The organism is Bacteroidales bacterium (assembly GCA_031275285.1).
In the GTDB taxonomy this organism is placed as follows: Bacteria; Bacteroidota; Bacteroidia; order Bacteroidales; family UBA4181; genus JAIRLS01.
This window is the reverse complement of sequence record JAISOY010000038.1, coordinates 1-5,168: the sequence shown is the minus strand read 5'-3', so window position 1 is coordinate 5,168 and position 5,168 is coordinate 1. Positions and strand designations below refer to the sequence as shown.

Sequence of the window (5,168 nt, the reverse complement as noted above, 5' to 3'; positions counted from 1 at the left end):
CTCACGATCTCGTCCATCTGGCCTTGCCACATTTTTCGTATTTCGGGATATTGCGCTTTTGAATAGATACCGAAATTACCCCTCACAAAACCGTTGTCCCAGTTTGAGCGAATGGTATCAACGGCCGCCATGTTATTGGCGAACAACATTCCTTTCCCCTGGAGAAACGAGAATTCCATCCAGGCATAATCACGAAACCGCTTCTCAATATCAAAACGCTCCTCGTTCAGATGCATGATTACCGAAGCCTGCTGGTACTGGGGCGTTCTTTCCATATCCGCAAGATTTATCCCTTCCGACAACTCTCCGGATGAAACCATCACTATGGACTGATCATCAATCCTAAGTTCATACATGCCGCCGGGCAGATATTTTACCCGTAATATCTCCTGATTGAACATTTCTGTAAAAGGGACAAGGGTCAATGCATCGGCCTGAGATCTTTTACTACCCCAGCCTCTTGCGATTGAGTCAATAGGATAAGGCAAAGCCTTCGCCAGATAAATGAATTCAATACCTGATGTCGTTTTTTTTATTTTAGAAACAGTACAATTTTCAGAAATATTCACCTTACTTTTTGATGCATCGATATCCACCTCTGCAACTTTCTTTCCTGCCAGTCCCTGAGCTGTGAGGAATAGATAAGCCATCACCATGTGTCCGTCATTATCAGGGTGAATCCGGTCTCCTCCGCATAAAGCAAACAGAGGGTCTTTCTGCTGTTCACGCCGGTTGATCTCAAGCATCGGACGATTAAAGTCAACAAATCCCCATCCGTTCTTTTGGGCAGCTTCTTCCTGAAAATCCACAATTTTCAATATAGCATCATTTTTCTTCGGGAAAACCTGATTTTCAATTTTGGATGTTTCATCGTATGGGGAACCGCCAATGAGTACTTTGGTCATTCTCTTATCATCGAGCAATTTCCTTTCAATATTTTTATAGCAGTTGTACGATCTTTCGATTTTCTGACGGGCATGTTCTTCGGCATCATCCCATAGAAACTCGAAGTATCCCACATCATTCATTCCGAAAGTCAGGGTTACATAAGTTGGCTGCTTACTCAAAATATCTTCATCCATGCGCTTTTCGATATCCCAGGCGGAATCTCCTCCAATGCCGCCATTCATGATTGTTACGGCTGTACCGGGAAAACGGGTAATATAATACAACCAGATGAATGAATGATAATGTCCGCCATGGGTAATACTGTTTCCAACAAATAGCACGCGTTCCCCTTTTTTAAACGGAGGAATGGCTGTTTGGGCGAAAAGTGTAGAAAATAATACGGACAGTATAACAGCCAAAAGATATTTTCTCAGCAACATGACCATATTCAACGATTAAAAGATCTCAATCGATTTTCTTATCACATGTTACTACTGCAACACGGGAATCTGCACATCCGTAATACAGGAACCATTTGTTCCGGTGATAAACCAGGCCTTCGACAAAAACAGTACCTGCAGGATACTGGCCGCTTTTCTCGAAATCTTCTTCCGGAATCAAGAAAGGTGTATCCAGACGATCGATCAGCTTATATGGATCGTTTTTATCAAAAAGCATTTGTCCGGCACAATATGAATTAGCCGTGTAGTTCGGATCCCTGTCGTCACCACCCTTATTTTTCCCGTTGTAGATCAGGACGATTCCATTTTTTGTAAGGACAGCCGGTGGGCCACATTCGGTCAGGTCACTGTCGAAATATCCTTTCCGGGGGGAAGCCAACGGAACAAGTCCCAGCTTTTCATCGACCAAAGGTGTCCAGTTCACCAGATCGGTAGATGTTGCTGCAAATACATGTCGCTCACCCCAGTACATCATATATTTTCCATTTATTTTTGAGATCACCAGTCGTCCGTCTTTCACCTCTGTAACGATGGATGCCGATTTACTGAAATAATCGGCATATTTCCCGTCGAAAGCCTGTTGGAATACCGGACCGTGCTTTTCCCAGTTGACCAGGTCTTTTGAAGTAGCAACGGCCAAACGGGCAATTTTGCGGTTCCATTGGGTATACAAAATCACATAAGTACCGTCTTCCGTCACGGCCACACGGGGATCTTCGCAACCTCCGGGCCATTCCATTTCCTTCTGGCTGTCTTCATCGGGGAATAAAACCGGAGCGGAACGACGCTTCACTATTTTTGTACCATCCACCGACTGCGCATATCCGATCCTTGAGGTACGCTTACCGATTCCCTGTCCCGAATTATCTTCAGCCCGGTATAATACGCATATGGTATCGTTTTTAACAATAGCAGCGGGATTAAATACATCACTTTCCTCCCAACGGATAACACCCTGTTGCATCGGACAGTAAAATTCCGTATTCAAAGGAATGAGCACCGGATTTACACCGGCAGGACGTATAAAAGGAGCTATGGCCCAGTTTTTCAGATTATTTTCTTTAGTTGGTCCGCACGAAGAAATAAATACAGCCAATAAAGCAAACCCGGCTATTGTCATGAACTTTGTTGTTCTCATTAGTTATTTTATTTTAATAATTGGACTGATTAATAAAGACTGATCCGGCTTCAAATCCAGCAAATATCGAAATACCCTTAAGCAGGGGTTTCCTGAGACAATAAAACCTTTCCGGTCTTTACTGATTAGAACCGCAACAATTCTTATACTTTTTCCCGCTTCCACAGGGACAGGGATCATTACGCCCCACCTTCTTTTCTGTTTTCACCAAGGGCTGGGGACGTTGTTTTTCACGGGTATCTTCCATCCCGGGCTGTTGTTGCCTGGATGCTCCCCGCGCAAATTCACTTTTCCTGGCCTGCATACGGCTCATATCCAACCTTCGGGGTGTCTGGGCACGTTGTACCTCATTCGGGTCACGAAGGGGAATACTGCTCTTCAACAATAAGGAAACCACATCCTTGTTTACTTTTTCGATCATGCCCTTGAATAATTCAAAGGACTCGAATTTATAGATCAGCAAAGGATCTTTTTGCTCATAACTGGCATTTTGCACGGACTGACGCAAATCATCCAGTTCACGGAGGTGTTCTTTCCATGCCTCATCAATGGTGGCCAGAATCGAATTTTTCTCAAATGAACGCATCAGTTCACGTCCTTCGGTCTCGTACGCTTTCTTAAGGTTGGTGATCACCTGGAACATCCGCCTGCCGTCTGTAAACGGAACTACAATATTTTCATACTGTTCCCCCTGGTTTTCAAAAACATCCTTAATCACCGGAAAAGCCTGTTGGGCATTATTTTCAATTTTCCGCTGGTAAGTTTTTAAAGCAATATCATATACGGTTTCTATGGTCTCGCTGACAGCATCCTTCAGGAAAGCCTGCTCATCCATAGGCATCTCGATAGAGAAATAACGGATCAGTTCCATATTCAGGCCCTCGAAATCCTGATTCTGATGGTATGTCGTGACCATGCTTTCGATCACATCATACATCATATTGGCAATGTCCATATTCAGCCGTTCTCCGTATAAGGCATGGCGGCGCTTTGTGTAGATTACCTCACGCTGCGAGTTCATGACGTCGTCATATTCCAGCAACCGCTTACGTATACCGAAATTGTTTTCTTCCACCTTACGTTGCGCCCGTTCAATAGACTTGGTGATCATCGAATGCTGGATCACCTCTCCTTCTTTCAAACCAAGACGGTCCATCAGACCGGCAATACGGTCGGATCCGAACAAACGCATCAGGTCATCTTCCAGTGAAACGAAGAACTGCGAACTTCCCGGGTCGCCCTGACGTCCGGCACGACCACGCAACTGACGGTCTACACGGCGGGATTCATGACGTTCCGTACCAACAATGGCCAAACCACCGGCTTCTTTTACTTCGGGAGTCAGCTTGATGTCGGTACCACGGCCTGCCATATTGGTAGCGATCGTTACGGTACCTTTTTTACCGGCTTCGGCAACAATATCCGCTTCGCGTTGATGCAACTTGGCATTCAATACATTATGCTTAATTTTTCGGAGGTTCAGCATCTTACTGAGCAATTCCGATATTTCCACGGAAGTAGTACCTACCAGTACCGGACGACCATTCTCGACCAGATTAACGATTTCGTCAATAACAGCCGTATATTTTTCGCGTTTGGTCTTGTATACCAGGTCTTCATAATCATGGCGGATGATCGGCTTATTCGTAGGTATCACCACTACATCCAGTTTATAGATATTCCACAATTCACCGGCTTCCGTTTCTGCCGTACCGGTCATACCGGCCAACTTATGATACATACGGAAATAGTTCTGCAGAGTGATGGTAGCAAATGTTTGCGTAGCTGCTTCCACCTTTACGCTTTCCTTGGCTTCAATCGCCTGGTGCAAGCCGTCGGAATAACGGCGGCCCTCCATGATACGTCCCGTTTGCTCATCAACGATCTTTACCTTATTGTCGATCACCACATACTCGTCGTCTTTTTCAAATAAGGTATATGCTTTCAACAACTGGTTGACCGTATGCACCCGTTCTGATTTAATGGCATAATCGCGCAGCAATTCGTCTTTTTTCTCTACTTTCTCCTCAGCAGAAAGATTTTGCTTTTCCAGGTCCGAAACAGCAGTTCCGATATCCGGAAGAATAAAGAAACCAGGATCTTCCGTCTTACGGGTCAGGATTTCGATACCTTTATCCGTCAGTTCGATGCTGTTATGTTTTTCATCGATCACAAAGAACAACTCATCCGTGACAATATGCATGTTCTTATTATTCTCCTGCATGTAGAAATTCTCAGTCTTCTGGAGTAATTGCTTGTTACCCTGTTCGCTGAGCAGTTTGATCAACGGCTTGTTTTTAGGAAGACCTTTAAATGCACGCAACAGCAATAACCCGCCTTTGTCTTTTTCTTTGGCGTCATTGCTGTTGATCAAGTTCTTTGATTCGGCCAGTACCTGGGTGACCAGACGGCGTTGTTCGTTGAACAATTGTTCTACACGGGACTTATATTCGTCAAATAATTGATTATCCCCACGCGGTACCGGTCCTGCAATGATCAATGGTGTACGGGCATCGTCGATCAATACGGAGTCTACCTCATCGACAATGGAATAATGATGCTTCCGTTGTACCAGATCCTCCGGACTAATGGCCATATTATCACGCAGGTAGTCGAAACCGAATTCGTTATTGGTCCCGAAAGTAATATCGGAATTATAGGCATTGCGGCGTTCCGGTGAG

Annotated in this window: 3 protein-coding genes; all 3 read right to left on the bottom strand. The window is 44.8% G+C overall.

Going from position 1 to position 5,168, the window contains the following annotated elements; genetic code table 11:
- Positions 1–1,328: SGNH/GDSL hydrolase family protein (locus LBQ60_03425; GenBank protein MDR2036953.1), on the bottom strand; the 1,328-nt coding region annotated here is incomplete at its 3' end.
- A gap of 25 nt (positions 1,329–1,353) precedes the next feature.
- Complete coding sequence (locus LBQ60_03420; protein ID MDR2036952.1) at positions 1,354–2,469, bottom strand: glycoside hydrolase family 130 protein; 1,116 nt, start codon at positions 2,467–2,469, stop codon at positions 1,354–1,356.
- A 136-nt stretch (positions 2,470–2,605) separates the two neighbouring features.
- The coding region (locus LBQ60_03415; GenBank protein MDR2036951.1) for an SEC-C domain-containing protein at positions 2,606–5,168 on the bottom strand (2,563 nt) is incomplete at its 5' end.

Excerpts from the sequence above, each read along its gene's own strand:
- LBQ60_03420 (MDR2036952.1), bottom strand. The coding sequence starts at position 2,469 with ATGACAATAGCCGGGTTTGCTTTATTGGCTGTATTTATTTCTTCGTGC.